This is a genomic window from Pseudomonas nicosulfuronedens, from assembly GCF_005877905.1.
GTDB lineage: Bacteria > Pseudomonadota > Gammaproteobacteria > Pseudomonadales > Pseudomonadaceae > Pseudomonas > Pseudomonas nicosulfuronedens.
In genome coordinates this window covers 23,517-48,989 of the sequence record NZ_SWDV01000011.1, presented here as the reverse complement: position 1 = coordinate 48,989, position 25,473 = coordinate 23,517, and the positions used below count along the sequence as shown (strand labels likewise).

The 25,473-nt window shown below is 65.8% G+C and carries 25 protein-coding genes; 18 read left to right on the top strand and 7 right to left on the bottom strand.

Annotation, left to right across the window (positions count from 1 at the left end; all coding sequences use genetic code 11):
* The first annotated feature begins 129 nt into the window (after positions 1 to 129).
* Entirely contained in the window at positions 130 to 1,164 is a 1,035-nt protein-coding gene (locus tag FAS41_RS10880) for a Glu/Leu/Phe/Val dehydrogenase family protein (RefSeq protein ID WP_138522050.1), read from the top strand.
* 56 nt (positions 1,165 to 1,220) lie between these two features.
* On the opposite strand, the gene FAS41_RS10875 is transcribed toward FAS41_RS10880, so the two are convergent.
* Both FAS41_RS10875 and FAS41_RS10870 read right to left on the bottom strand, forming a co-directional pair.
* Positions 1,221 to 1,487, bottom strand: coding sequence for a YebG family protein (locus tag FAS41_RS10875; RefSeq protein WP_017519065.1), 267 nt, complete (start codon positions 1,485 to 1,487; stop codon positions 1,221 to 1,223).
* A gap of 269 nt (positions 1,488 to 1,756) precedes the next feature.
* A complete protein-coding gene (locus tag FAS41_RS10870; protein ID WP_138522048.1) occupies positions 1,757 to 2,038 on the bottom strand; it encodes a DUF3509 domain-containing protein in 282 nt (93 codons plus the stop codon).
* A 185-nt stretch (positions 2,039 to 2,223) separates the two neighbouring features.
* On the opposite strand from FAS41_RS10870, the gene FAS41_RS10865 reads away from it, so the two are divergent.
* From FAS41_RS10865 to FAS41_RS10835, 7 genes are all read left to right on the top strand, one after another.
* Positions 2,224 to 2,703, top strand: coding sequence for a phosphate-starvation-inducible protein PsiE (locus FAS41_RS10865; protein WP_045210811.1), 480 nt, complete (start codon positions 2,224 to 2,226; stop codon positions 2,701 to 2,703).
* Positions 2,704 to 2,788: 85 nt separating this feature from the next.
* Positions 2,789 to 3,760, top strand: a complete 972-nt coding sequence (locus FAS41_RS10860) for an HlyD family secretion protein (protein ID WP_138522046.1) — start codon at positions 2,789 to 2,791, stop codon at positions 3,758 to 3,760.
* Positions 3,742 to 4,914, top strand: coding sequence for an ABC transporter permease (locus tag FAS41_RS10855; protein WP_138522044.1), 1,173 nt, complete (start codon positions 3,742 to 3,744; stop codon positions 4,912 to 4,914). The genes FAS41_RS10860 and FAS41_RS10855 overlap by 19 nt, the downstream gene beginning before the upstream one ends.
* Positions 4,915 to 4,923: 9 nt before the next feature.
* On the top strand, positions 4,924 to 6,057 hold the full coding sequence (locus FAS41_RS10850) for an ABC transporter permease (protein WP_138522042.1): 1,134 nt from the start codon (positions 4,924 to 4,926) through the stop codon (positions 6,055 to 6,057).
* Between the two features lie 34 nt (positions 6,058 to 6,091).
* Positions 6,092 to 6,451 (top strand): YceK/YidQ family lipoprotein, encoded by a 360-nt coding sequence (locus FAS41_RS10845; RefSeq protein WP_138522040.1) that lies wholly within the window; start codon positions 6,092 to 6,094, stop codon positions 6,449 to 6,451.
* A 30-nt stretch (positions 6,452 to 6,481) separates the two neighbouring features.
* The gene (locus FAS41_RS10840) at positions 6,482 to 6,844 is read left to right on the top strand and encodes a YceK/YidQ family lipoprotein (protein WP_138522038.1); all 363 of its coding nucleotides are present in this window, start codon (positions 6,482 to 6,484) and stop codon (positions 6,842 to 6,844) included.
* 42 nt (positions 6,845 to 6,886) lie between these two features.
* Positions 6,887 to 7,672, top strand: coding sequence for a 3-hydroxybutyrate dehydrogenase (locus FAS41_RS10835; protein WP_138522036.1), 786 nt, complete (start codon positions 6,887 to 6,889; stop codon positions 7,670 to 7,672).
* A 376-nt stretch (positions 7,673 to 8,048) separates the two neighbouring features.
* Here the strand turns inward: FAS41_RS10835 and FAS41_RS10830 are convergent, their stop codons facing one another.
* Together FAS41_RS10830 and FAS41_RS10825 are read right to left on the bottom strand one after the other, a co-directional pair.
* Positions 8,049 to 10,430 carry a DEAD/DEAH box helicase gene (locus FAS41_RS10830; protein ID WP_480448356.1) on the bottom strand — a complete coding sequence of 794 codons (2,382 nt, stop codon included), beginning with the start codon at positions 10,428 to 10,430 and terminating at the stop codon, positions 8,049 to 8,051.
* A gap of 90 nt (positions 10,431 to 10,520) precedes the next feature.
* Positions 10,521 to 11,408 (bottom strand): DMT family transporter, encoded by an 888-nt coding sequence (locus tag FAS41_RS10825; protein WP_138522034.1) that lies wholly within the window; start codon positions 11,406 to 11,408, stop codon positions 10,521 to 10,523.
* A 138-nt stretch (positions 11,409 to 11,546) separates the two neighbouring features.
* Between FAS41_RS10825 and FAS41_RS10820 the strand changes: the two genes are divergently transcribed.
* The 5 genes from FAS41_RS10820 to FAS41_RS10800 all read left to right on the top strand — a co-directional run bounded on the left by FAS41_RS10820 (position 11,547) and on the right by FAS41_RS10800 (position 16,090).
* On the top strand, positions 11,547 to 12,944 hold the full coding sequence (locus tag FAS41_RS10820; protein ID WP_138522032.1) for an aminotransferase-like domain-containing protein: 1,398 nt from the start codon (positions 11,547 to 11,549) through the stop codon (positions 12,942 to 12,944).
* Between the two features lie 295 nt (positions 12,945 to 13,239).
* Positions 13,240 to 13,827, top strand: a complete 588-nt coding sequence (locus FAS41_RS10815; protein ID WP_138522030.1) for a hypothetical protein — start codon at positions 13,240 to 13,242, stop codon at positions 13,825 to 13,827.
* A 132-nt stretch (positions 13,828 to 13,959) separates the two neighbouring features.
* Positions 13,960 to 14,247: a DUF3649 domain-containing protein gene (locus FAS41_RS10810; protein WP_138522028.1), complete on the top strand. Its 288-nt coding sequence runs from the start codon at positions 13,960 to 13,962 to the stop codon at positions 14,245 to 14,247.
* Complete coding sequence (locus FAS41_RS10805) at positions 14,244 to 15,767, top strand: PepSY-associated TM helix domain-containing protein (RefSeq protein ID WP_138522026.1); 1,524 nt, start codon at positions 14,244 to 14,246, stop codon at positions 15,765 to 15,767. The genes FAS41_RS10810 and FAS41_RS10805 overlap by 4 nt, the downstream gene beginning before the upstream one ends.
* On the top strand, positions 15,767 to 16,090 hold the full coding sequence (locus FAS41_RS10800; protein ID WP_138522024.1) for a DUF3325 domain-containing protein: 324 nt from the start codon (positions 15,767 to 15,769) through the stop codon (positions 16,088 to 16,090). The genes FAS41_RS10805 and FAS41_RS10800 overlap by 1 nt, the downstream gene beginning before the upstream one ends.
* A gap of 126 nt (positions 16,091 to 16,216) precedes the next feature.
* Here FAS41_RS10800 and FAS41_RS10795 read toward each other — a convergent pair whose 3' ends face one another.
* A complete protein-coding gene (locus FAS41_RS10795) occupies positions 16,217 to 17,092 on the bottom strand; it encodes an AraC family transcriptional regulator (protein ID WP_138522022.1) in 876 nt (291 codons plus the stop codon).
* Positions 17,093 to 17,227: 135 nt separating this feature from the next.
* Between FAS41_RS10795 and FAS41_RS10790 the strand changes: the two genes are divergently transcribed.
* Positions 17,228 to 18,121: a DMT family transporter gene (locus tag FAS41_RS10790; RefSeq protein ID WP_138522020.1), complete on the top strand. Its 894-nt coding sequence runs from the start codon at positions 17,228 to 17,230 to the stop codon at positions 18,119 to 18,121.
* Positions 18,122 to 18,217: 96 nt separating this feature from the next.
* On the opposite strand, the gene FAS41_RS10785 is transcribed toward FAS41_RS10790, so the two are convergent.
* Positions 18,218 to 19,192, bottom strand: coding sequence for a 2-hydroxyacid dehydrogenase (locus tag FAS41_RS10785; protein WP_138522018.1), 975 nt, complete (start codon positions 19,190 to 19,192; stop codon positions 18,218 to 18,220).
* A gap of 207 nt (positions 19,193 to 19,399) precedes the next feature.
* Entirely contained in the window at positions 19,400 to 20,335 is a 936-nt protein-coding gene (locus FAS41_RS10780) for a LysR family transcriptional regulator (protein ID WP_017519048.1), read from the bottom strand.
* A 294-nt stretch (positions 20,336 to 20,629) separates the two neighbouring features.
* Here FAS41_RS10780 and FAS41_RS10775 point away from each other — a divergent pair, with 294 nt between their 5' ends.
* From FAS41_RS10775 to FAS41_RS10760, 4 genes are read left to right on the top strand one after another with little or no spacing between them, the layout of a single operon-like run.
* Positions 20,630 to 22,144 (top strand): efflux transporter outer membrane subunit, encoded by a 1,515-nt coding sequence (locus FAS41_RS10775; protein WP_138522016.1) that lies wholly within the window; start codon positions 20,630 to 20,632, stop codon positions 22,142 to 22,144.
* Position 22,145: 1 nt separating this feature from the next.
* Positions 22,146 to 24,332, top strand: a complete 2,187-nt coding sequence (locus FAS41_RS10770; RefSeq protein ID WP_138522014.1) for an FUSC family protein — start codon at positions 22,146 to 22,148, stop codon at positions 24,330 to 24,332.
* Between the two features lies 1 nt (position 24,333).
* Complete coding sequence (locus FAS41_RS10765) at positions 24,334 to 24,534, top strand: DUF1656 domain-containing protein (RefSeq protein WP_138522380.1); 201 nt, start codon at positions 24,334 to 24,336, stop codon at positions 24,532 to 24,534.
* Positions 24,535 to 24,547: 13 nt separating this feature from the next.
* A complete protein-coding gene (locus FAS41_RS10760; RefSeq protein ID WP_138522012.1) occupies positions 24,548 to 25,453 on the top strand; it encodes an efflux RND transporter periplasmic adaptor subunit in 906 nt (301 codons plus the stop codon).
* Positions 25,454 to 25,473: the final 20 nt, after the last annotated feature.

The window sequence follows — 25,473 nt, the reverse complement described above, 5'->3', positions numbered from 1 at the left end:
GTAACCGGAGCGCCGGGCACTCGTCCAGTGGCACGGTCGTCGCCCGTGACGGTCAGGTGACAGGCGCTGCCTATACTTAGAAGGATTCGCTTACGGACTGCCGTCCACCCCCAGCAAGGGAGCGCCGCCATGTTCGACATGATGGAAGCCACCCGGCTCGAGTCGCTGCATCTCTTCCAGGACCCGGCCACAGGACTCAAGGCCATCATCGCCATCCACAATTCCCGGCTCGGGCCGGCGCTGGGTGGCTGTCGCTACCTGCCGTACCCCAGCCATGATGCCGCGCTGCGCGACGCGGCGCGCCTGGCCCAGGGCATGAGCTACAAGGCGGCGCTGGCCGGGCTGCGCCAGGGCGGCGGCAAGGCGGTGATCCTGCGAGCCCCGCACGTCAATAACCGCGGCGAGCTCTTCGAAGCTTTCGGTCGCGCGATCGATTCCCTGGGTGGCGCCTACATCACGGCGGTGGACAGCGGCACCTCCAGCGCCGACATGGACTGCATCGCCCAGTTCACCCGTCACGTCACCAGTACCACCAGTGGTGGCGATCCTTCCCCGCACACCGCGCTGGGGGTGTTCGCCGGCATCCGCGCCAGCGCTCAGGCGCGTCTGGGGAGTGATGATCTCGATGGTTTGCGCGTGGCGATTCAGGGGCTGGGCAATGTGGGGTATGCGCTTGCCGAGCATCTGTCGGCGGCGGGCGCTGAACTGCTGGTCAGCGATATCGATGCCGGTAAGGTGCAGCTGGCGGTGGAACAGCTGAGCGCGCGCCCTGTGCCCAACGAGGCGCTGCTCACCACGCCTTGCGACATTCTTGCGCCCTGCGGGCTGGGTGGTGTGCTGTCATCACAAGTGGTCGGCCACCTGCGCTGTGCCGCCGTGGCGGGTGCGGCCAACAACCAGCTGGCTCATCCGGACGTCGCCGATGAACTGGAGGGGAGGGGAATTCTTTACGCGCCGGATTACGTGATCAACTCCGGCGGGTTGATCTACGTCGCCCTGCAACACCAGGGTGAAGCCCTGCCGACCATCACCGCGCATCTGTCGCGCATTGCCGAACGCCTGACGGAGGTCTATGCCCATGCCCAGGCTGATCACCTTTCGCCGGCTCGAGTGGCCGACAAGCTGGCGGAGCGGATCCTCTATGGGGAGTTCTCGGGGCACTGAGGCCCTCGCCGCTTGCAGGAGCGCACGGATGACGCGCCCCTGGAGGAGGCGCGAGCTTACTCCTCGGCGGCAGGTTCGCTGAATATCTCGCTCAGCGCGTCGGGCTGGTTCTTGAAGGCGCGGGCGAAGGCGTCGCGGTTCCTGGCCATGAAGATGCCGATCTCCTCGACCTGATCCTCCTTCAGCGAAGGCACCGCCTTCTGCAGCACGTCCGCCAGCGTTTCCGCCAGCTCCAGCATCTTGTCGTGCCGGTCGGCTTCTGCCTTATCCATGAACAGGCGCTCCGGATCGCGGCTGCTGCGGTACACCACTTCGACGGCCATTCATCACCTCTGTGCCTTCTCTTTGATTGGGGAGTTCGAAATAACTGTTTATTTATACAGTAAAGTGATTGCGCAATGCTACTGCCGTTGTGCGAATCATTGCCAGCAGCGTAGACGTCGGAGAGGGGTGTGCCTGTATCTGGCCAGTATCGGCAGTGGCCCAAAGCAGTGCGCGCGCCCTGTAGGCGCGCGCACTGCCGCCACGTGACTGGCGCAATGAATCGTCAGTCAGATGGCTCTGTAGGAAGGAGTTCTTGCGGAGGGTGGTTTCAGGAGGCGATCGGCAGGCCGTTTTCGCCGCGCGTCATGGCAGCCAGCATCTGCGGCGCCGTGCCGCCTTGCTCGATGGCGATGCCGAAGCGGATGCTCTGGATGAAGCGCTGCAGCTGTTCCGGGTCCTGCAGCTGGGTATTGCGGATCAGACGGCGCGCGGCGACACCTGCCTCGGTGGAGAGGGTCAGGACAATGCTGCCGTCTGGCCGTTCAAGGCTGAAGTTGACGCGGTATTCGTCCTGGAAGGCGTCGGTCAGCTTCTGAAAGGGACTTTCCATCACTCGTTCCTGCCTGTTTTGTGGCATGCCCCTGAATGGACTCGGGGCCGGCCGAAAAAGTTCGCAGTCATATTCGCGCAGCGCCCTTGTGCCATAAGAGGGGGGTGCCATGACTGCGCAAGATCAATGGCGTAGCACTTGCAGGCTTCACGCCAACAAAGCCTTGTATTGCGGAGAACCGACGAATGAAACAGAACTGGGCCGAGCGCCTGAGCGAGCGGATGCACGGCTGCGCCGAATCCCTGGGCAATCTGCTGGTGGAGGGCTTCCACTACCTGGCGCTGTTCGCCATCGGCGGCACGGTGTTCTGGTCGGCGGCGGTGGCGTTCGGCGAGATGGTCGGCAAGGGGCACGCGAGCATCGATGACATCCTGCTGCTGTTCATCTACCTCGAACTGGGCGCCATGGTGGGTATCTATTTCAAGACCAACCACATGCCGGTGCGCTTCCTGATCTACGTGGCGATGACCGCGCTGACCCGCCTGATGATTGCCGACATCCAGCACAACCACGTGCCCGACGACGGCATCATCCTGGTCTCGGTGGCGCTGTTGCTGCTGGCCCTGGCGATTCTGGTGGTGCGTTACGCCTCCTCACGCTTCCCCTCGCCGAGTTCACCGCAGCGCGGCAGCGAACGCGATCTGATCAGCGACGACGAGCGCTGATCGCCCGGCGACGTTGATCCAGAGCCGCCGCTCGGGCAGCGGATGCACTACCATCGGTGCATCCGCTGCCTGAGAAGACCACTCCATGAAGGGATGGAAGCTGTTCGCACCCCTGCTGATCCTGGTGATCATTGCCGTCACCCTCTACCTGCGCCTGCACACCCAGCCGCTGCTGCTGCAGGGTGAAGCGGACGCCACCAACGTCATCGTCGCTTCCAAGGCCAAGGGCCGGGTCGAGGTGCTGCATGTGCGGCGCGGCGACGACGTGAAGCAGGGCCAGGTGCTGATCTCCCTCAGCAGCCCGGAGCTGCAGGCCCAACTGGATTCCCTGCGCGCCGCGCGCAACCAGGTACAGGCCAATCTCGACGAATCCCTCCACGGTACCCGCGAGGAAACCCTGCGCGCCCTGCAGGCCAGCCTGTCCCAGGCCCAGGCCGAGATGCGCAACGCCGATCTGGAGTACCAGCGCAACGAAGAACTGGCCGGGCGCGGCTTCGTTTCCCAGGCGCAGTTGGACCTGTCCCGCCGTGGCCGCGACGTGGCGCGCAACCGCGTCGCCGAGGCCCAGGCCAATCTCGATGAAGGCACCCAGGGTGACCGCGAAGAGCGCCGTCAGGCGCTGGAGGCCGCCGTACGCCGGGCCGATGCGCAGATTCTCGAACTGCAGGCACAGACCGATGACCTCAACGTGGTGGCGCCGGTGGACGGCGAGGTCGGGCCGATCCCGGCGGAGCAGGGTGAGCTGGTCAACGCCTACAGTCCGCTGCTGACGCTGGTGAGGCTGTCCGACAGCTATTTCGTGTTCAACCTGCGCGAAGACATCCTGGCCGACGTGAAGAAGGGCGACGAAGTGGCCATCCAGGTGCCGGCCCTCAAAGGCGCTGAAGTGCAGGCCAGGGTCGCCTACATCGCGCCGCTCGGTGACTTCGCCACCAAGCGCGCCACCCGCGCCACGGGTGATTTCGATCTGAAGACCTTCGAGGTGCGCCTGTATCCGGACCAACCGGTGCAAGGCCTGCGCCCCGGCATGAGTGCGCTGTGGCAGTGGAAGCAGTAAGGCGCAACCTGCTGCGTTTCGCCCAGGCCTTCAGCAGCGAAACGCGAGTCGCCCTGCGCAGCTGGACCATCCACTGGCTTGGCTGGCTCTGGCCGTTGCTGCTGTTCGTGGTGATCAGCGGCGTGTACCAAGCGGGCACGCTACTGGACATGCCGGTGGCTGTGGTCGATGCCGACCACAGCAGCCTGTCGCGGCGGATCGTCCGCGAGTTGGACGCAGGCTCCCATGCCAAGGTCGAGGTGCTCGGCGGCGGGCTGCAGGAGGGACTTCGTCGGCTGCGGATGGCCGACGACTACGCGCTGCTCTATATACCCCGCGACTTCGAGGCGGACGCCTTGTCCGGCCGCCAGCCCGTTGCCGAGCTCTACTACAACTCGCTGTTCTACTCGGCCGGCTTCTACTCGACCCAGGATTTCAGCGGCCTGATGAGCTCGGTCAATGCCGAACTGCGACCGCGCCTGGCTGCAGGGATGGACCGCGCGATGCCCGCGCTGGCCAGCATCAGCGTGTCCTACGAAAGCCTGTTCAACGCCAGTGGCAACTACATCTACTTCCAGCAGTTCGCTGCCATCGTGCACTTGCTGCAACTGTTCGTGATCGTCGCCACGGTGCACGTACTGGCGCGCGAAGCGCCTGAGCTGCGGGCGTCCTCGCCGCACATCCTGCGGGCCAAGGCCCTCGGCGCGCGGCTGTTGGGCAAGATGGCGCCCTACACGTTGCTGTTCAGCACGCTGCTGATGGTCGAGCTGTTCCTGCTGGTGGAGCTCAATGGCGCGCGGATCAACGGCAATCCCTGGTGGATGCTGGCAATCACCGTCTGCTATGTCGCGGCGGCCCAGAGCGTCGGGCTGATGTTGTTCATCTTCACCGCCAACCGCTTCAGCGCCTACTCGCTGATCGGCCTGCTGATCGGGGTGGCGCAGACTTATTCCGGGGTGCTGCTACCGGAGCTGGCGATGCCGCAGATCGCCCGGATCATCTCCGAGGCCGAGCCGCTGACCCATACCCTGCACGGGCTGTTCGACCAGTTCCTGCGCAAGGCGCCGGCCGAATCCGGCCTGTACACCTGCTGCAAGCTGCTGCTCTACCCGCTGATCGCCTACATGATCGCCAAGATGCGCCTGCGCCGGCGCCTCGACCTGAGCCCGGCGTAAGGAGCCGCCATGGAGAACTTCTGGAACGTCTTCCGCCAGTCGCTGAAGAACATGCTCGGCAAGCCGCTCTGGCTGCTGATGGTGCTGTCCGTGGCACTGACCACCCTGCCGTACGCCCACCGCACCATGGACGACCTGCCGGTGGCGGTAATCGACATGGACCACAGCGCAGTCTCCCGCGAACTGATCCGTCTGCTGGACGCCGCGCCGAAGATCGCCACGCGCGCCTACGACCAGTTGCCGGAAGCCCAGCACGATCTCGCCTGGCGCGAGCTGTTCGGCATCGTGGTGATACCCGTGGACTTCGAGAAGCGGGTATTGCGAGGCGAATCGGTCACGGTGCCGATCTTCGGAGACGCCACCAACCGCATGGCCAACGGGCAGATCCAGCAGGACATCAGTGCCACCTACACTGAGCTGTCGCTGCGCTACAACCGTGAGCGGCTGATGCGCGGCGGCTTCTCCGAGGAGCAGTCGAACGTGCTGCTGCAACCGGCGATCGGCCAACTGACCGATCTGTTCAACCCCGGTACCAGCTTCGCCGCCATCGTCCTGCCGGGGCTGGTGACGCTGATCCTGCAGCACAGCCTGCTGCTCTCCTGCACGCGGGTGAACCTCAACCTGCGCGGCGGCACCCCGCGCTCGCTGCGCCAGCCAACATCGACCCGATTCGGTCGCTACGCTGCGCAGTTGCTGATCTGGATGGTGCTGGCGATGCTCTTCTACGTGATCTGGCCATGGATGATGGGCTACCGGCAGACGGCCTCGTTCTTCATGCTGATGGGGCTGGTGCTGCCGTTCCTGCTGGCGGTGATCGCCATGAGCGAGTTCATCGCCGAGCTGCTGCCCTCGGAAGAGGCGGTGTACCTGACCATGACCTTCATCACCCTGCCGCTGTTCTACATGGCCGGCTTCACCTGGCCGCCCCAGGCCATGCCGCAGTGGGTGCAGCTGCTGGCCGACGCGATCCCCTCGACCTGGGCGATCCGCGCGGTGGTGGAGATGAACCAGATGAATCTGCCGCTTTCCGCCGTGGCCGACAGGATTCTCATCCTCTTCGCCATGGCGGCGGCCTATGGACTGTTGGGTACACTGATCTACCAGTACCGCAACTGGCGCTGGGACCAGCTCAAGGGCTGGTAGGCTGCCGCTTTCGCTATCGAGAGGGAGTTTCGATATGACGATGTTCCGTTCCTGCCTGCTGCTCGGTGTCGGGTTGCTCAGCGGTTGTGGGTCCTACCACACCCTGCGCAGCGACAGTGTGGTGGACGCCAGCGACCTGAAGCTCAAGGGCTCCTATTGCGGTGCCATTCCGCGCGTCTATGGCGGCGTGGTCTGGGATGCCTGTCAGCTTTACGGCGAGCCTCCGGCCAACAGCGGTTACACGCCTCCTGCCGCGCCAGCTAACTACACCTTCGGCCCGCCGATCCTGCCTGTGCTGGATATGGCGCTTTCCGGCATCGTCGATACTCTGGCCTTGCCCTACACCCTTTATCGGCAGAGCCGCGATGGCAGCATCGAGCTGCGCCGGGACTGAGCGGAATCCAAACTTCACAGGAGATGAGCGATGCTGAGGCGTCTGTTCGCGGTGCTGATAGTCACCGCCGGAGTCAGCGGGTGCGGGTCGGTTCGGACGCTGGACAGCGAAGCGCATGAGAGCGTGAGCGATCTGAAACTGGGCAGGACCTACTGCACCGAGCTCCCCCGCATCTACAGTGGTGTCGCCTACAACTTCTGCGCCTTGCATGGTGATCCGGGCGGTAGCTATCAGCGCAGCGCCGGGCTTTCGCCACCGCTTCCCGACTCGCCCCAGGGGCTCTACTGGCCACTGTTCGATGGCCTGCTTTCCGCTGCCACCGATACGCTGGTGCTGCCTTACACGATCTATCGGCAGCAACGCGATGGCAGTATCGAGCTGACCCACGACTGAGCCGTCTAGAGTGAGAGTTCCAACTTCCCTGGGAGCTCTCTGATGAACGCATTGAACGGCAAGGTCGCAGTGGTCACCGGCGCGGCCAGCGGCATCGGCAAACAGATCGCCCTGACCCTGGCGCACGCCGGCGCGGCGGTGGCCATCGCCGACTTGCAGCAAGACGCCGCCCAGCGCGTGGTGGCCGAGATCGAAGCCGCCGGTGGCAAGGCGCTGGCGGTGGCCATGGACGTGACCGACGAGCAGGCCGTGGACAGCGGTATCGACCGGGTGGTCGCCACTTTCGGCGGGCTCGACATCCTGGTTTCCAACGCCGGCATCCAGATCGTCAACCCACTGCAGGACTATGCCTTCGCCGACTGGAAGAAGATGCTCGCCATCCACCTCGACGGCGCCTTCCTCACCACCCGCGCAGCTTTGCGCCACCTGTACCCGACCGGGCGCGGAGGCGTGGTGATCTACATGGGCTCGGTGCACTCCCATGAAGCCTCGCCGCTCAAATCCGCCTACGTCACCGCCAAGCACGGCTTGCTCGGCCTGGCCCGCACCCTGGCGAAGGAGGGCGGGCCACACGGTGTTCGTTCACACGTGGTGTGCCCCGGTTTCGTACGGACGCCATTGGTGGAGAAGCAGATTCCCGAGCAGGCAAAGGAACTGGGCATCAGCGAGGAGGCAGTGGTGAAGCAGGTGATGCTCGGCGGGACGGTGGATGGCGAGTTCACCACCGTGGAGGACGTGGCGCAGACAGTGCTTTTTCTGGCCAGTTTCCCTTCGGCGGCGCTCACCGGGCAGTCGGTGCTGGTCAGCCATGGCTGGGGGATGCGCTAAGGCGCCAGTGGAAAAACAATGACCCCGTCTCGTAAGGGGACGAGCGGGGTCACTGGGTCGACTTGCTTGCGCCGGCAAGAGCCCTGGTTCACTCGGGGCGTCTGCCTCTGCCGGGGCCGGGCTCGTTGCTTCGGCGCAGGAGTAGATTCCTACAAATAGGGGAGGCTCGATGTAGTGGGTTTCCCTTTTGCGTTGTCAGAAGGTTCTTCTCTGTAGGGCAGCAGGGCCGCGTCGACGCCCTGGCTGGCTGCTGCAGGAAGGCGCAAGCCTGGGGCGTCGGAGAGCTGGGGCTGGTTCGCGAGCAAGCTCGCTCCTACAGTCTGAACCGGGTCGCTCCAGGTAGGAGCGAGCTTGCTCGCGAACTGCTCTCGGCGGCTCAGACCGCCTTGGGCAGCGGCGCGAACAGCGCGTCGATGTCCGCGTCATCCAGCTGCCAGTCGGTGCCGGTGCCTTCGAGGATGCCGGCGGCCAGGGCGGCCTTGTCGCGCTGCAGCAGTTGGATCTTTTCTTCCACCGTGCCGCGGGCGATCAGCTTGTAGACGAACACCGGTTTGTCCTGGCCGATGCGGTAGGCGCGATCACTGGCCTGGTTCTCGGCCGCCGGGTTCCACCAGGGGTCGTAATGGATCACGGTGTCGGCGGCGGTGAGGTTCAGGCCTACACCACCGGCCTTCAGGCTGATCAGGAACAGCGGTACGCGGCCTTCCTGGAAATCCTTCACCGGTGCGCGGCGATCGCGGGTGTCGCCGGTCAGCAGGGCGTATTCCAGGTTGCGCTCGGCCAGAGCCTCGCCGATCAGCGCGAGCATCGAGGTGAACTGCGAGAACACCAGCACGCGGCGGCCTTCGGCGAGCAGCTCTTCGAGCATGTCGAGCAGGTAGACCAGCTTGCCCGAGGTCACCGCACGCGCGGATTTGCCGGTGGGCGGCGGGGCTTCCTTGTTCACCAGGCGGATGTCGCAGCAGACCTGCCTCAGTTTCAGCAGTGCCTCGAGGATGATGATCCGGCTGCGCGCCAGACCTCTGCGGGCGATCTCGTCGCGTACCTTGCGGTCCAGTGCCAGGCGCACGGTCTCGTAAAGGTCGCGCTGCGCCTCGCTGAGTTCGATGTGCTGGATGAACTCGCTCTTGGGCGGCAGTTCCGAGGCGACCTGCTCCTTGGTACGACGCAGCAGGAAGGGCCGGATACGCGCGGCCAGGTGCGCCAGGCGGCCCTGGTCACCGTGGCGCTCGATGGGCGTACGGTAGTCCACGGCGAACTGCCGGGCATCGCCGAGCCAGCCCGGCAGCAGGAAGTGGAACAGCGACCACAGCTCACCCAGGTGATTCTCCAGCGGCGTGCCGGTCAGGCACAGCCGGTGGCGCGCGCGCAGGTGCCGCGCGGCCTGGGCGGCCTTGGTGGTGGCGTTCTTGATGTTCTGCGCCTCGTCGAGGATCAGCAGGTGATACTCGTGCTGGGCGAGCTTCTCGGCATCGCGGGGCAATAGGGCGTAGGTGGTGAGGATCAGGTCGTGCTCGGCGATCTTCGCGAACGCCTTGCGCCGCCCGGCGCCATGCAGTGCGAGCACGCGCAGATCGGGGGTGAAGCGCTCGGCCTCGTCCAGCCAGTTGGGGATCAGGCTGGTAGGCATGATCACCAGGGCCGGGCTGGTCAGGCGGCCGGCCTGCTTTTCCAGCAGCACGTGGGCGAGGGACTGCAACGTCTTGCCCAGGCCCATGTCGTCCGCGAGGATGCCGCTGGCGCCAACTTCGCGCAGGGTCTGCATCCAGCTCAGGCCTTCGTGCTGGTAAGCACGCAATTCGGCGTTGAGGCCGTCGGGAATCTGCGCCGGCTGGGCGCGGTAGTCGCGCAGGCGATGGGCGATCTCGCGCAGCTGTTCGCCGCCCTGCCAGGTCAGCGGCAGCTCTTCCAGTTCGGTGAGGCGCGCGGCGTCCGGCGCACCCATGCGCAGGCGACGTACCGGCGGCTGCTCGCCGATATAGAACTCGGACAGTGTGCCCAGCAGCGGCTTGAGCTTGCCGAACGGCAGCGAGACGCGCAGCGGGCGGTCGGAGGCGGTCTGCCAGGTGTGGATCGGGTTGCGCCCGGCATCCAGGCGCAACACCAGTTGTTCATCGTCGGCGTGGCGGGCGAGGGCGACTGGGTCGAGTAGCGCCGGCATGCGACGGATCAGCTCGATCAGCGCCGGCAGCAGGCTGATGCGCCGGCCTTCCACCTCGATGCCCAGCTCCAGGTCGAACCATTGGCGGTCGTCGGTCTCCTCGATCTCGGCGTACCAGTTCTCTACCGGCGTGAGGTCGAAGACGAATTCGGGGCGGATGTCGATTTCCCAACCCTGTTCGCGCAGGTGCGGCAGGCCTTCGCGCATGAACGCCTGCCAGGCGCTGTCGTCGGGCAGTTCGAACATTTCCCCGGCGCTGTCTTCCAGCGCGTCGCTGCGGCGCATTGCCGGCTTGAAGCCCAACTCGCGCAGGTCCAGGCGCCAGGCATGTTCCAGCTCCAGCTCGCGGCTGACACGGACGATCTGGTCGTCGCGGAATACCCGGATCTCGCGGCCCGAGCGCGGCGTGACGCTGCCCGAGACCGGCATGTCGCCATACAGGAATGCCAGCGCGGCGCGGTGCCGGGAGATGTTCTGCATGCGCCCGCTGCGCAGGTCGAAGCCGCTGTGCACGTGGCTGCCCAGAGTCAGCCGTGGCCGGGGCGCGAGTTCGTCGCGCTCCACGGCAGGCAGTGGAGATTCGGCGGGTGGCTTCATCCGAGTGTCCTTCCGGCAGTCCAGCCGAGTACGCAAACGCCCGATGATACCGCGATTTTTCTCGGGCGGGACGCGGAAGGAAACCGGCGGTCAGCGGGCGAAGCGTTTCGCCCCCGCCACGCATAGCACCACGGCGACAGTGGCGCCGGCCATCAGCGGGCTGATCTGCTCGTGCAGCAGCAGGCCGGCCAGTGCCAGGCCGAAGAAAGGCTGCAGCAGCTGCAGTTGGCCAACCGCTGCGATGCCGCCCGTGGCCAGGCCGTGGTACCAGAAGAAGAAGCCGATCAGCATGCTGAACAGCGACACGTAGCCCAGGCTGATCCAGGCCGGCCAGCTGGCGCCGGTGAAGGTTGCCGGCTGGGTGTACCAGGCCAGTGGCAGCATCAACGGCAGGGACAGCACCAGCACCCAGCAGATAACCTGCCAACTGCCCAGGTGACGGGCGATGCGCCCGCCTTCGGCGTAGCCCAGGCCGCAGACCGCGACGGCGGCCAGCATCAGCAGGTCGCCGGTGAAGTTACCCGCGCCACTCTGCGACAGGGCGAAGCCGGCGACGACGGCGCTGCCCAACAGCGAGCAGATCCAGAACGCCGGACGCGGCTGTTCGCCGGCGCGGATCACGCCGAACAGCGCGGTGGCCAGTGGCAGCAGGCCGACGAAGACGATGGCGTGGGCCGAGTTGACATGCTTGAGTGCCAGCGCAGTGAGCAGCGGGAAGCCCACCACCACGCCGCCGGCGACCACCAGCAGGGGAATCAGGTCCTTGCGCGCCGGCAGCTTCTGCCGCAACAGGATGAGGATCGCCGCGGCCAGCAGGCCGGCGATGCTGGCGCGGGCGAGGGTGAGGAAGGTCGGGTCGAAGTCGGCCACCGCTACCCGCGTTGCCGGCAGCGAGCCGCTGAAGATGAGCACGCCGAGGAAACCACTGAGCCAGCCGCCGAGGTTGCTGTTCGTGGCGAGAGTGTGGGTGTTGTTCATGGTGGGTCTTCCGGCAGGAGAGCGAGCCTGGAGGATGCGCGCGGAGCCGCCGGGCGGCCAGTGACAGAAAGGTACAATTTTCGCAAACTGTCCGTAAATTATATCGGTACACATTACCCAGAGGCAGGCGAGGGCGGCATGGGCAGACCAAAGAGCACGCGGGTCGATTCGGTGATGCACCACGTGCGCGAGCGACTGGCCGCGCGGGCGCTGGTGCCGGGAGAACGACTGCCGTCGATTCGCCAGTTGGCCGAGCAGTTGGCAGTGTCCAAGACCACCGTCGTGGAAGCCTATGACCGGCTGGCCGCCGACGGCGTGATCGCCGCGCGCCGGGGCTCCGGCTTCTATGTCGCCGGCCATGCGCCGCCGCTGTCCCTGGCGGACGTTGGCCCGGCGCTGGACCGCAGCATCGATCCGCTGTGGATTTCCAGACAATCGCTGGAGGCGGCCGACACCTCGCTCAAACCCGGCTGTGGCTGGCTGCCGCCGTCCTGGCTGCCGGAGGAGGAGTTGCGCCGGGCGTTGCGGCAGATCGCCCGCGCGCCGCAATCGAGTCTGCTGGAATACGGCCGTCCCTACGGCCATTCCGGCCTGCGCGAACAGCTCGCGCGCCGACTGGCGGACTATGGCGTGCCAGTCGGACCGCAACAGCTGGTACTCACCGACAACGGCACCCAGGCCATCGACCTGGTCTGCCGCTTCCTGCTGGAGCCGGGAGACTGCGTGCTGGTGGACGATCCCGGCTACTTCAACTTCCAGGCCCTGCTGCGCGCGCACCGTGTGCAGGTGGTGGGGGTGCCCTACACACCGACCGGGCCGGACGTCGCCGCCATGGCGACCTTGCTGGACCAGCATCGCCCGCGCCTGTACATCACCAACTCGGCCTTCCATAACCCCACCGGCGCGGTGCTCTCGCCACTGGTTGCCCATCGTCTGCTGAAGCTGGCCGAGGCCCATGACCTGCTGATCGTCGAGGACGATATCTTCGGCGACTTCGAGCATGAGAGCGCGCCGCGCCTGTCGGCCTTCGACGGGCTGGAGCGGGTGATTCAGGTCGGCAGTTTTTCCAAGACGCTGTCGGCTTCGGTGCGCTGCGGCTACATCGCCACCAAACCCGAGTGGTGCGAGCGCCTGGTGGACCTGAAGCTGGCCACCAGCTTTGGCAACAGTCCGTTCAGCGCGGAGATGCTCTACGAACTGCTGCGCAAGGGTAGCTACCGTCGCCACCTGGACAGCTTGCGCGGGCGCCTGGCCGACGCCATGGGCGAGACGCTGCTGCGCCTGCGCACGCTGGATATCCAGCCGTGGCTGGAACCGCGCGGCGGCGTGTTCGTCTGGGCCTGCCTGCCGGGCGGGCTGGACGCCGCCGAGGTCTCGCGCGCTGCACTGGCGGACAATCTGGTGCTGGCGCCTGGCAACGTCTTCAGCCTGAGCCAGAGCGCCACGGGCTACCTGCGCTTCAACGTTGCCCAATGCCTGTCTCCGCGAGTTTTCGAAGGGCTTGAGCGTGCCATGAGGAAAGCGTGTGTGCGCTGACAGGAATTTCGTTCAGAACCGGTCGAGTATTCTTTTTTCTTCGTGCGAACTCGGTGCGCTTCCCTCTCCTGGCGCTGGCAGGAAGTGACGCAGGTTGGGCAATGAGTCCTGAAGCGGCTGAAAAGCCTGCGGAAAGTTGAACAGATGTACAGCTCAATCCGAAAAATACCACTCCACGGTCGAAAAGGTAGGGCGAACCGCGCATAGGGCAAACCTCTAGGATTATCGATTCAGCACCTCGGAGCGTGATGCGCGATCCGAAGTGAATCGTTGGATCAGAAAAAAGGACACCCCTATGGCCGAGCCGTGTCAGCTGTACCTGAAGGTTTCCATCACCCGCCCCCGACTTGAGGCCTTCCTCTCCAGGGAAGCGGATTCTGCCGCCTGTTTCAGGGATCTCGAGCAATGGCTCGACGGCAATCACCACCGACGAGGCGGTCTGACCTGGGCCGAGCTGTGCGAACTGGGACAGGGCACTACCGCGGCGGCCTGGGTGGCGGGCTGGAGCCAGCACCTGCGCTCGCCAGCGTGGAACCACTACGACGAGACGACCCAGACCTGGAGCCTCGGCGTGCTGGAGTTCACCGAAAGCCGGGACTGGATACTCGGTTCGATCAACGTGTTGCGGCGTATCGCCGACTTCAAGGACCTGCCCGGCACGGACTACCTGCTGATCTACGAGTACCTGTTCGGCAAAGGCTCGGTGGTGGCTGCGGTCGAGCTGACCCCCGGCGCCTCCCGCATTCTCGAGGAACAACCGCCTCCGCGCCTGACCGCCGAAGCAGACCGGATGATGAACAGCCTGTTGCGCGCCATGGATGTGACCGCCACCTATGCCGTTCAGCGAATTTTCGACACAGATACTCACAAACGGCGCTGCTGAGTTCTTTTAATTGAGAACCAATATCATATAATTCCGCTTTTCAATCGCGTGCCTTGGGCTGTGCCCGGGCCGCCTCGCAGGATTCACCTCGATGTGCGTTTCCCCGCGCCCGACCCAACCGAGAGCCGACGCATGAGCGCAGCCCAGGCCGGTACTATCGCAGCCCGCATTCTCAGCGCCGTGGTCGGTGGCTATGCCCTGGCCTACACCGCCACGGCCTTCTTCAGCGTCTACCTGCCGATGTCGCGTTCGGACCGTGTTTCGCTGGCCAGCCTCGCCTGCTTCATTGTCTGGGTTGCCGCCATCCTTTATGCCTTTGGCGCGAAAAGCCCGTGGCGCGCGGTCTGGGCGCCGCTGGCGTTGAGCGTCGTGCTGGGCTTGGCGGCCTTCCTGCCCACTGCCTACGCGGTGCGCCCATGAGCCTGCGTCAATCGATGTCCGGCCTGCATACCTGGGCCGGGCTGCTGGTCAGCTGGATTCTCTTCGTCGTGCTGTTCTCCGGCACCGTTGCGGTGTTCGACAAGGAACTCACCCGCTGGATGACGCCGCAGCTGCACAAGCTGGAGCAGGTCAAGGTCGGCGCTGACCAGGTACGCGAGCTCATCGTCGAACGCGCGCCCAAGGCCCACGGCTACTGGATGCACCCGCCCACCGAGCGCATGCCCTACTGGACGGCGGGTTGGGAGCCGGCGGACTTCAGCGAGTTCCAGTCATTCCTGGTGGACGCCCAAAGCGGCGAGGTGCTGCCCAAGACCGTTGGCGGCAACTTCTTCCTCGAACTGCATTACGAATTGCACGGCGGCATGCTCGGTCTCTATGTAGTCGGCGTGGCCGGCGTGTTCATGCTGGTGGCGCTGGTCAGTGGTGTGATCGTCCACCGCCGTATCTTCAAGGACTTCTTCACCCTGCGCCCGAAGGCCGCCAGGCAGCGTGCCTGGCTCGATGCACACAATGTGCTGGGTGTGCTTGGCCTGCCGTTCCATCTGCTGATGGCTTACACCGGGCTGGCGATCTTCATCACCTTCTATATGACCGCCGGCATCAAGGTGGCCTACAAGAACGACATGGAGCATTTCTTCCATGATGTGCAGGGCGCCTTCGACCGCGAGGCGCTGGGCAAGCCGGCGAAGGCGACCAAGTCCATCGACAACATGATCCTCAAGGCCCGTGAAGCCTGGGGCGATGACAGCCAGGTCGGCTGGATCAATATCGAGAATCCGGGCGATGCGGCGGCGATGGTTCAGATCCGCAAGGCGGTGGACAAGAGCATGGTCAACGACCAGCGCACTGTGTCCTTCGATTCTGGCAGCGGTGCGCTGTTGCACGTTCAGAAGCCCTACAAACCGGGCTACAAGACCTATGCCTGGCTGACCGGCCTGCACATGGCGCAGTTCGGCAACGACCTGCTGCGGGTCATGTATTTCGTCCTCGGCCTGGTGGGTTGCGTGATGGTCTTCGGTGGCTTGCAGGTTTGGGTCAGCAAGCGCGAGACGAAAGGGCACCGAGGCCTGGCGCTGGTTCGCACGCTCAATGGCGCGGTCTGCGGCGGGCTGCCGATTGCCTCGCTCGGCCTGCTGGCCGCGTCGCGGCTGCTACCGGCCGACCTGCTCCAGCGCACCCGCTGGGAAGCCACCGCGTTCGTGGTGATCTGGCTGCTGGCGCTGGCCCACGCGCTGCTGCGCCGTGGCAGCCGCGTCATGGCCCGCGAGCAGTTCGTCGCCCTGGCGGCGCTCGCTGTTCTGCTGCCAGTCCTGAGCCTGTTCGGCCCTGAGCCGGGCCGGGTGACGACGCATCTCGCCAATGGCGACTGGATGATGGTCGGCATCGATCTCGGCCTGCTGCTGATCGGCGGTCTTTGCGCCTTCCTCGGCTGGCGACTGGGGCGGGAGCGCGCCGAGCCCGTTCGTGCGCGTCGTGCCCGCAATGAGGAGTACGCCTGATGCTGCTGGTCTTCGGTCTCAACCTGCTGGCGCTGGCGGCGGCCTGCCTGTCGCTGTCCCGCCATCATCGTGATCTGTTCGGCAGCGCGCCGTCGCAGTCACGCGTGCGCCTGCTGCGGATCGCCGCGTGGGTGGACGGTGCGCTGGCGTTGGCCTACGCGATCCACGTCATCGGCGTTGAGCTGGGAATCGTCTACTGGGCGTGCCTGCTGATGATCGCGGGTGCAACGCTGGTCCTGCTGTTGGCCTGGCGGCCACGCTGGGCATTGCCGACGGCGGCGGCGATGCCGGTGATAGGCGGAGTGCTGGCTGTACTCGGCTGAGGCCTTCAGGTTTCTGTAGGAGCGAGCCTGCTCGCGAACCTGGCTTGGCAGTGGAGAATATTCGCGAGCAGGTCAGCCGTTTGCGCAGGGGCGAACTCTGTCCACTCGCGGGTGCCTGCCGACCTTCTATTCCTCGAACGCCTGCCGGTACTCCCCCGGTGTCCCACCCACCACCGATCTGAAACGGTTGGCGAAGTGGCTGGCGCTGGAGAACCCGCAGGCCAGGGCAACCTGGCTCAGCGGCTGGCGGGTATCGCGCAACAGGCGCTGCGCCAAGGCCACGCGGCGGGCCAGCACGTACTGGTGCGGCGGCATGCCGAAGCTTTCGCGGAACATCCGCGCGAAGTGGTATTCCGACAGGGCCGTCTGCATCGCCAGCTCGCCCAGCGACAGCGGCTGGTCCAGTCGTTGCTCGATGTAATCCGCTACCCGCTTGCGCATGGTCGGTGCCAATCCACCCTTGAGCCTCAGTCCTTCCCGCAGGCCGACCTGGTTCAGCAACAGGTGATCGATCAGGTCATGGGCCAGGGTGCTGGTGCGGATGCGTTCGCCCGGTTCTTGCCAGTCGAGCTTCACCAGTTGGCGGAAGCGCGCGGCCTGCTGCGGGTCGTCGAGGAAGGTGCGTTCGTGCAACTGCAATTCGCGCGGCTCGCGGTCGAGCAGGCGGATGCAGCCAAGGGAGAACTGTTCCTGGCCGATGTAGAGGTGCGCCAAGCGGATGTCGCCGTTGACTATCCAGGCCGACTCGGCGCCGGCCGGCATTACGCAGAGTTTGTCCGGCGCGCCAGTGGTGCCGGGGGCGCCACGGCGGAAGGTGCCGGTGCCGTCGTTCAGGTAGCAGGACAGCGTGTGATGGCTGGGCGCGTGGTAGTCGCGGGCATCGTGGCTGTTGCTCCAGATCGCCGCGGACAGCCCGTCGCCCAGCTCCGCGCAACGCTCCAGGCGAGCGTTGGGCGAGGCGTTCATCGACTGGAAGACTTCGAGCTGCGAAATGGCTGACATGGGTATTCCTCTGTTGCCTTCACTCTACCCGCGCGGGCGCGCCTTGCCAGCCCGGTTGTCGCAATAAGCGCAAGAATCTGCAAGCCGGTGCCGGGCCTGGGCGGGAGACTGTCTCCCAGTACTCCGGAGACTGCCATGAATCTCTCGCTCTACCTGCTGACCGTGCTCATCTGGGGCACGACCTGGATCGCCATCAAGCTGCAGGTCGGCGTGGTCGCCATTCCCTTGTCCATTGCCTACCGCTTCAGCCTGGCGGCGCTGGTGCTGTTCGCCCTGCTGTTGGTGTCCAGAAAGCTGCAGCCACTGGGGCGACGTGGACAGGTGATCTGCTTTGCCCAGGGCCTGTGCCTGTTCTGCGTGAACTTCCTGTGTTTCTACACCGCGAGCCAGTGGATTCCCAGCGGGCTGGTCGCCGTGGTGTTTTCCACCGCCACGCTGTGGAATGCGCTGAATGCGCGGATTTTCTTCGGCCAGCGCATTGCGCCCAACGTACTGGGCGGCGGCGGGTTCGGCCTCGCAGGGCTGGCGCTGCTGTTCTGGCCGGAGCTGTCGGGGCACCAGGCGACGCGGGAGACCTTCTACGGACTGGGCCTGGCGCTGCTCGGCACGCTGTGCTTCTCGGCCGGCAACCTGCTGTCGAGCCTGCAACAGAAGGCCGGGTTGCGGCCGCTGTCGACCAACGCCTGGGGCATGCTCTATGGCTCGCTGATCCTGCTGATGATCTGTCTGGTGCAAGGCGTGCCGCTGACCTTCGACGCCAGCCCGCAGTACGTCTGGTCGCTGCTGTACCTGGCGATTCCCGGTTCGGTGATTGGTTTCACCGCCTACCTGACGCTGGTGGGACGCATGGGGCCGGAGCGCGCGGCCTACTGCACCGTGCTGTTTCCGGTGGTGGCGCTGAACGTCTCGGCCTTCGCCGAGGGCTACCAGTGGAGCCTGCCGGCGCTGGCCGGGTTGGGGCTGGTGATGGCGGGCAATGTGCTGGTGTTCCGCAAGCCCAGGCCGGTGTTGCAGTCGGCGCGGGCGTAGGATGGGTGGAGCTTGCGATACCCATCAACGGTGTTCACACGTTGATCGATGGGTATCGCTTCGCTCCACGCCATCCTAAGCAAGAATGCTGAGGTCTCAGGCCTTCCAGGCCTGCGGATTGACCAGGTTCTTCGGCCGCTCGCCCCGCAGGGCGGCTTCGAAGTTGTCCAGCGCGCACTCGGCCATGGCCCGGCGTGTTTCGTGGGTGGCCGAGCCGATGTGCGGCAGGGTCACGGCGTTGGGCAGGGCGAACAGCGGCGACTCGGCCAGCGGTTCCTTCTCGTAGACGTCCAGGCCGGCGGCGAGGATGCGTTTCTCCTGCAGGGCTTCCACCAGAGCGGCTTCGTCGATTACTTGGCCACGGGCGATGTTCACCAGGATGCCGCTGGGTTTCATCAGCTCCAGTTCGCGCTTGCCGATCAGCTTGCGGGTCTTGTCCGACAGCGGCACCACCACGCAGACGAAATCTGCTTCGCCCAGCAGCTCTTCGAAGCCGCAGAAGCGCGCATTGAACTCCTGTTCCAGCTCCGGTTTGCGGCTGTTGCCGTGGTAGAGGATGTCCATGTTGAAGCCGAAGTGGCCGCGACGGGCGATGGCTGCGCCGATGCGGCCCAGGCCGAGGATGCCGAGCTTCTTGCCGTGCACGTCGACGCCGAAGTGCTGGGCGTCCACGGTGCGTTTCCACTGGCCGGCCTTGGTCCAGGCGTCCAGCTCGGCGGTGCGCCGGGCGGCGGCCATGATCAGGGCGAAGCCGAGGTCGGCGGTGGTTTCGGTGAGCACGTCCGGGGTGTTGGTCAGCGGGATGCCGCGCTGGTTCAGGTAACTCAGGTCGTAGTTGTCATAGCCCACCGAGACGCTGGAAATGACCTCCAGCTGCGTGGCCTGGGCCAGTTGCTTCTCGCCCAGCGGGCGGCCGACGCCGATCATGCCGTGGGTGGTCGGCAGGGCAGCGGCCAGCTGCGCGTCGACATCGCCCTGTTTGGGATCCAGCACGGTGACGTTGAACTGGCTGCTCAGGCGGTCGAGGTGTTCCGGGGCAAGGCGGCTGAAGACGAAGACGTTCTTTTTCATGGCTCTCGGACGGCTGGGAGGCGGGAGGGGGGTTAACCCTACCATTGCCGGACCAGAGCGGCGCAAGGCTTGCGTGCGCGCCGGGCGATTATCGAACGTGAGGTGGTTTGCAGCGGGGAAGAAGATGGGTTCGCGGGCAAGCTCACTGAACACCGGGGTAGGGAGTTACACAGTGAGCTTGCCCGCGAAACACGGCGAAAAGGATAGTCAGGGTCCCACATCGGCGAGCCCGGCGCCATCGGCCTGGAGCACACCGGGGAGATTTTCTCGCAGGTACGCGACCCAGGTCTTGATCTTCGCGTCCAGGTACTGGCGAGAGGGATACAGCGCGTAGACGTTGAGGATCTGCAACTTGTAGTGCGGCAGCACGCGCACCAGCGAGCCGTCGCGCAGGCCATCGATGGCCGAGTAGACGGGCAGGGCGCTGATGCCCATGCCCGAGCCGATGGCCTCGGTCATGGCGTCGCCGACGTTCACCTGGAAGGGCGAGGGGCCGAGGGTAATCATTTCCTGGCCATTGGGGCCGTCGAACAGCCACTTGTCCAGCGGCAGCACGGGGCTGATCAGGCGCAGGCAATCATGCTCCATCAGCTCCGTCGGGGTCTTGGGCGTGCCGCGCCGGGCCAGGTAGTCGGGCGAGGCGCAGAGGATGCTGTAGGTCTCGCCGATGCGCTGGGACACCAGGCCCGAGTCGGGCAGTTCGGAGGCGACCACGATGGCCACGTCGAAGCCTTCGTCGAGCAGGTCCGGCACGCGGTTGGCCATGGTCAGCTCGAAGGTCACGTCCGGATGCAGCTGGCGATAGTTGGCGATGGCGCGGATCACGTAGTGCTGGCCGATGCCGGTCATCGAGTGCACGCGCAGGCGGCCGGCGGGGCGGGCGTGGGCGTCGCTGGCTTCGGCTTCAGCCTCTTCGACATAGGCGAGGATCTGCTCGCAGCGCAGCAGATAGCGCTGGCCGGCCTCGGTGAGGGCGATCCGCCGGGTGGTGCGGTTGAGCAGGCGGGTCCGCAGGTGGGACTCCAGATTGGCGACCGCGCGGGATACGTAGGCGGTGGTGGTGTTCAGCTGCTGCGCGGCGGCGGTGAAACTGCCGGTTTCCGCGACACAGGCGAACGCACGCATGGTCTGCAGTGTGTCCATTGGGGCCTCGTCAGTGGGGCGTCTGTCCCGGATGGCGACGCCAATGAAGCGATACGTCGTCGCCGGCGGCATGTCCTTGATGGGTGGCAATGCGCGGAGCAGAGCGGGGGCGGCCTATTGTCACATGGATGGCGACACACATTGTTTCATTATCGGTAATAAACAATCACAAATCAGCTGGCTTATCCGTTCCCTTTCCCATCCCTAGAATTCAATCGCCGCAACTGGCTTTGCCGGCTCTCCACGCTTAAAAGCCCCACGCTGAAAAGCTAGACCACTTCCAGGACCTCCACCGTGTCGCGTCACCTCGTGAAAGGACTGACGTTCGTCGGCTCCTTTGTCATTTTTTCAACAATCGCCGGATGTATCAGCACCAACGGCATCGCCCCGCAGGAACAGCGCCTGGGCGACACCGAGCTGGCCACCGACGCCGCCATCGCGCACGCCAACCAGGAAGCAGGCTGGCCGGCCGAGCAGTGGTGGCGCGCCTATGGCGATCCGCAGTTGAATGCCTGGGTGCAGACCGCGCTGGAGGGCAGCCCGACCCTGGCCCAGGCCGAGGCACGGGTGCGCATGGCCATGGCCATGGCCGGCATCGCCGAATCCGCCGAGTCGCCGCAGATCGGCGTGGATGCCTCGCTGACCCGCCACCGCTGGCCGACCGACTACTTCTACGGCCCGGGCGACCTGGCCGACAGCACCACCTTCAACAACAACGCCGCCCTGGGCTTCAGCTACTCGCTGGACCTCTGGGGCCGTGAGCGCAGCAACACCGAGCGCTACGTCAACATCGCCAAGATGACCGCCGCCGAGGCGCGCATGGCCCAGCTGGAGCTGGAGAGCAACATCGTCCGTGCCTACATCCAGTTGTCGCTGCAATACGCCAAGCTGGATATCGGCAAGGCCATGCTGGCGCAGCAGGAAGGCATCCTGGCCCTGGCCCAGCGCCGCCTCGACGGTGGCATCGGCACGCATTTCGAAGTCAGCCAGGCGGAAGTCCCGCTGCCGGAAACCGAGCGCAAGATCGAGGCGGTGGACGAGGAGATCCAGCTGACCCGCAACCAGATCGCCGCCCTCGCCGGCAAAGGTCCCGGCGCTGGCGCTTCGATCCAGCGCCCGAGCCTGAAGCTCGCCGAAGGCCCGGGCCTGCCCAGCAAGCTGCCGATGGAGCTGCTCGGCCATCGCCCGGACGTGGTCGCCAGCCGCTGGAAGGTCGCTGCCCAGGCCAAGGGCGTGGACGTTGCCCGCGCCGAGTTCTACCCCAACGTCGACCTGGTCGCGAGCATCGGCTACAGCGCCGTCGGTGGCGGCGTGCTGGAATTCCTCAACGCCGAGAAGTTCACCTACGGCGTCGGCCCGGCCATCTCCCTGCCGATCTTCGACGGCGGCCGCCGCCGCTCGCAGCTGAGCCAGGAGTCCGCCGGCTACGACGCCGCCGTGGCGCAGTACAACCAGACCCTGGTCAATGCTCTCAAGGGTATTTCCGACCAGCTGATCCGCATGCACTCCATGGAGCTGCAGGAAGGCTTCGCCGCCAAGTCCGTGGCCTCGGCCCAGCGCACCTACGACATCGCCACCAAGGCGTACCGTGGCGGCCTGACGGATTACCTCAACGTGCTCAACGCGCAGACCCGACTGTTCCAGCAGCAACTGGTGGAACAGCAGGTACGCGCCGCGCGCCTGGCCACCCACGCCGGTCTCGTCGTCGCCCTGGGGGGCGGCCTGATGGACAAGCAGGAAGGCCCGAAAGAGGCGAAGATGGTCCCCGAGACCGTCGACGTGCGCGCAGCTCAGGGAGCCGGGCGCTGATATGGCGGCGAACGACTTCAGCGCCCACCCGGCACCGCTGGACGCCCTGCGTCGCGCGCTGCTGGAGTGGGGCCGCAGTGACGGCATTACCTGGATCTACATCGCCAAGGTGCTGCTCGCCGCGTTGCTGACCCTCTGGTTGGCGATGCGCCTCGAACTACCGCAGCCGAGCACGGCGACCATCACCGTGTTCATCGTCATGCAGCCGCAGAGCGGCCAGGTGTTCGCCAAGAGCTTCTACCGGATTCTCGGCAGCTTGGTCGGCCTCTCCGTGATGGTTGCGCTGATCGCCATCTTCGCCCAGCAGCGCGAGCTGTTCCTGCTCGTGTCGGCGCTGTGGATCGGCCTGTGCACCGTCGGTGCCGCGCGCTACCGCGACTTCCGCTCCTACGCGTGCGTCCTCGCCGGCTACACCGCCACGCTGATCGGCCTGCCCGCCACCCTGCACCCGGAAGCCGCATTCATGTCGGCCATCTGGCGGGTGCTGGAAATCAGCCTGGGGATTCTCTGCTCCATGGTGGTCAGCGCCACGCTGTTCCCGCAGACCTCCAGCACCGCCATGCGCAGCGCGCTGTACCAGCGTTTCGGCGCTTTCGCCGGCTTCGTCCTGGATAACCTCGGCGGCGGTGAGCGGCCGAAGTTCGAGGCGGCGAACGTGGCCTTCGCCTCCCAGGCCGTGGGCCTGGAAGCGCTGCGCAGCGTTACCCGTTTCGAAGACCCGCACATGCGCCTGCGTTCCGGCCGCCTGTCGCGCCTGAACAACGAGTTCATGGTCCTCACCACCCGTTACCACGCGCTGCACCAGCTGCTCTCGCGCCTGCGTGCGCAGGAGGCCGAGGCCGTGCTGAGCGCCCTGCAACCGTGCCTGGACGAGCTGACCCAGGTGCTCGCTCCGTGGCGCGGCCAGTCGGTCACCGACCGTGACGCCGAGCGCCTCGCCGGACAGCTGGAAAGCCACCGCACGCGGATGATGCAGTGCATCCGTTCCGGCCGTGCGCAACTCCTCGCGGTGCAGGACGAGCCCTCCGCGCTGCTGGACTACAACACCGCCGGCGAGCTGCTCTACCGCCTGGCCGACGACCTCTACAACTACGCCCTGACCCACGCTTCCCTGGCTGCGCACAAGCACGAGCGGGAGAACTGGAAGCACGGCTTCTCGCCCAAGGCCAACCTGGTCGCCTCGCTCGTGGCCGGCGGCCGCACCGCGCTGATGGTGCTGGTGTTCGGCCTGTTCTGGATCGAGACCGCCTGGCCCAGCGGCAGCACCTTCGTGCTCAACGCCGCCGCCGTCGCTGCGCTGGTCTCGGCCGCGCCGGACCCGGCGAAGATGGCCATGCAGATGGCCGTGGGCACCTTCTTCGCGGCGATCCTCGGTTTCTCGGAAACCTTCTTCGTGTTCCCGCACCTGGACGGCTTCGCCCTGCTGGCGTTCGCCCTGGCACCGGTATTCGCGGTGGGCGCGTTCTTCTCGATCAAGCCCAAGTACGCCGGCTACGGCCTGGGCCTGCTGGTGTTCTTCAGCTTCGGCGCGATCCCGGCGAACCTCACCGTCTACGATCCGGGCCGCATGCTCAACGAGTACATCGCCCTGGTGCTGTCGCAGAGCCTGGCCGCGGTGGTCGCCGCGGTGATCATGCCGCCGACCAGTGCCTGGCTGTGGCGCCGCCTGGAGAAGGACCTGCGCTTGCGCGTGGTGGAAGCCATCAGCGGCAAGCTCGACGGCCTGGTTTCGTCCTTCGAGAGTGGCACCCGCGACCTGCTCAACCAGGCGTACGGAGTCGCCGCGCGCAGCCCGCAGATGCAACGCCGCTTGCTGCGCTGGACCTTTGTCGTGCTGGAGATCGGCCATTCGATCATCGAGCTGCGTGTCGAGCAGGAGAACCTGCCGGCCGAATCCTGCTACGCCGAGTCGACGCCCTGGCGGCAGTCGATCCGCAGCATGGGCCGCGCGCTGATCCGCCTGTTCGTCAAACCGTGCGAAGCCAGCCGCGAGCGCGCCCTGGCCGCCGTGGAGCAGGCAATCGACTGCGTGAAGACCACTGACGAGCCGCGCGCTCCGGACTTCGAAAGCTCGCCGCTGCGCCGCGTACTCAGTTATCTGCACTTCATCCGTAGCAGCCTGCTCGACCCGCAGTCGCCGTTGCGCGATGGCGAAACCTCTTCTGGAAGAACCACCCATGTTGCCTGACCTGCCCCGCGAGATCGCGTTCCACGGGGTCTACATGCCGACCCTGACCCTGATGTTCCTCGTCGCCGCACTGCTGTGCTGGGGCATCGACCGCATCCTCGCCTCCATCGGCCTGTACCGCTTCACCTGGCACCCGGCGCTGTTCCGCGTGTGCCTGTTTGCCTGCCTGTTTGGCGGCCTGTCTCTCACTATCTATAAGTAACGAGCGTGCACCCATGACTCTCAAATCCATCATCAGCCTGCTGGCGACCCTGATCATCCTGGCGGTCGCCGCGTTGATCGGCCGCGCCCTCTGGGTGAACTACATGGATACGCCCTGGACCCGCGACGGCCGGGTGCGCGCCGACATCATCAACGTCGCCGCCGACGTCTCCGGCGTGGTGGTCGACGTGCCGGTGCGCGACAACCAGCAGGTGAAGAAGGGCGACCTGCTGATGCAGATCGACCCGGACCACTACCAGATCGCCGTGAAACAGGCCGAAGCCCTGGTCGCCTCGCGCAAGGCCACCCTGCAGATGCGCCAGCTCAACGCCAAGCGTCGCCGTGCGATGGACGAGGAAGTGGTCTCCCGCGAGAGCCTGGACGACGCCAGCAACACCGCAGCCGCCTCCGAGGCCGACTACCAGCAGGCGCTGGCCGCGCTGGACGCCGCCAAGCTGAACCTGGAGCGCACCCAGGTGCGCGCCTCGGTGGACGGCTACGTGACCAACCTCAACGTGCACCGTGGCGACTACGCCCGCGTGGGCGAGGCGAAGATGGCCGTGGTCGACGAGAACTCCTACTGGATCTACGGCTACTTCGAAGAGACCAAGCTGCCTCACATCCGTGTCGGTGACCCGGCCGAGCTGCAACTGATGAGCGGCGAGCGCCTGAAGGGCCACGTCGAGAGTATCGCCCGCGCCATCTACGACCGCGACAATCCCGAGAGCCGCGAGCTGGTGGCTGACGTGAACCCGACCTTCAACTGGGTGCGCCTGGCCCAGCGCGTGCCGGTGCGCATCCACATCGACGAAGTGCCGGAGGGCGTGCTGCTGGCGGCGGGCATTACCGCTACCGTGATCGTCAACCCGGAGAGCCGCAACGCGGAACACTCCGATGGCGCGGCTGCGGCGGCGCAGTGATCGGATCGGATGCATGAAAA